Raw genomic sequence first — 448 nt, 5'->3', positions numbered from 1 at the left:
TTGTCCGCGCTTGCCGTCGCACCCGCACCGATCGCCGTCGCCCGGGAGCCGGTCGCATTCGAGCCCGCACCGTACGCCGTTGCCTCCGTGCCGCTCGCCACCGAATTCGCGCCGCCTGCCGTGGCATGCGTGCCCGTGGCTTGCGCCGCTTCGGTGTTGCGATCGCCTTGCGCCGAGAACATCGGGTCGGACGCGCTTTCAGCAATGTTCTGGACATTGTTGATCTGCGACTGGATGTCGTAGAGCTGCGAGCCGTTCACCGCGTCGGTGCTCGTTGCGTTGACCAGGCCGTTCGCCACGTTGTGGATCGTGACCGAAGTCGTCGCACCCGAGCCGCCCAGCGTGATCGAGTCCTGCGCCGACGAGTCGTACATGACCGCGTTGGCAACCTGACCGTTGATCTTCGTGATATCGCCTTGCAGGTTCGAGATATCGGTCGTGTTCTGCA

Annotated in this window: 1 pseudogene; it reads right to left on the bottom strand. The window is 64.5% G+C overall.

What is annotated here, in order from left to right:
* Positions 1-448 (bottom strand): annotated as a pseudogene (locus U5805_RS31630) (hypothetical protein); the annotation flags it as partial.

It is taken from the genome of Paraburkholderia sp. J41, assembly GCF_905220235.1.
Classification (GTDB): domain Bacteria; phylum Pseudomonadota; class Gammaproteobacteria; order Burkholderiales; family Burkholderiaceae; genus Paraburkholderia.
The sequence above is the reverse complement of the archived record's forward strand: the minus strand, read 5'-3'. Positions and strand labels throughout refer to the sequence as shown.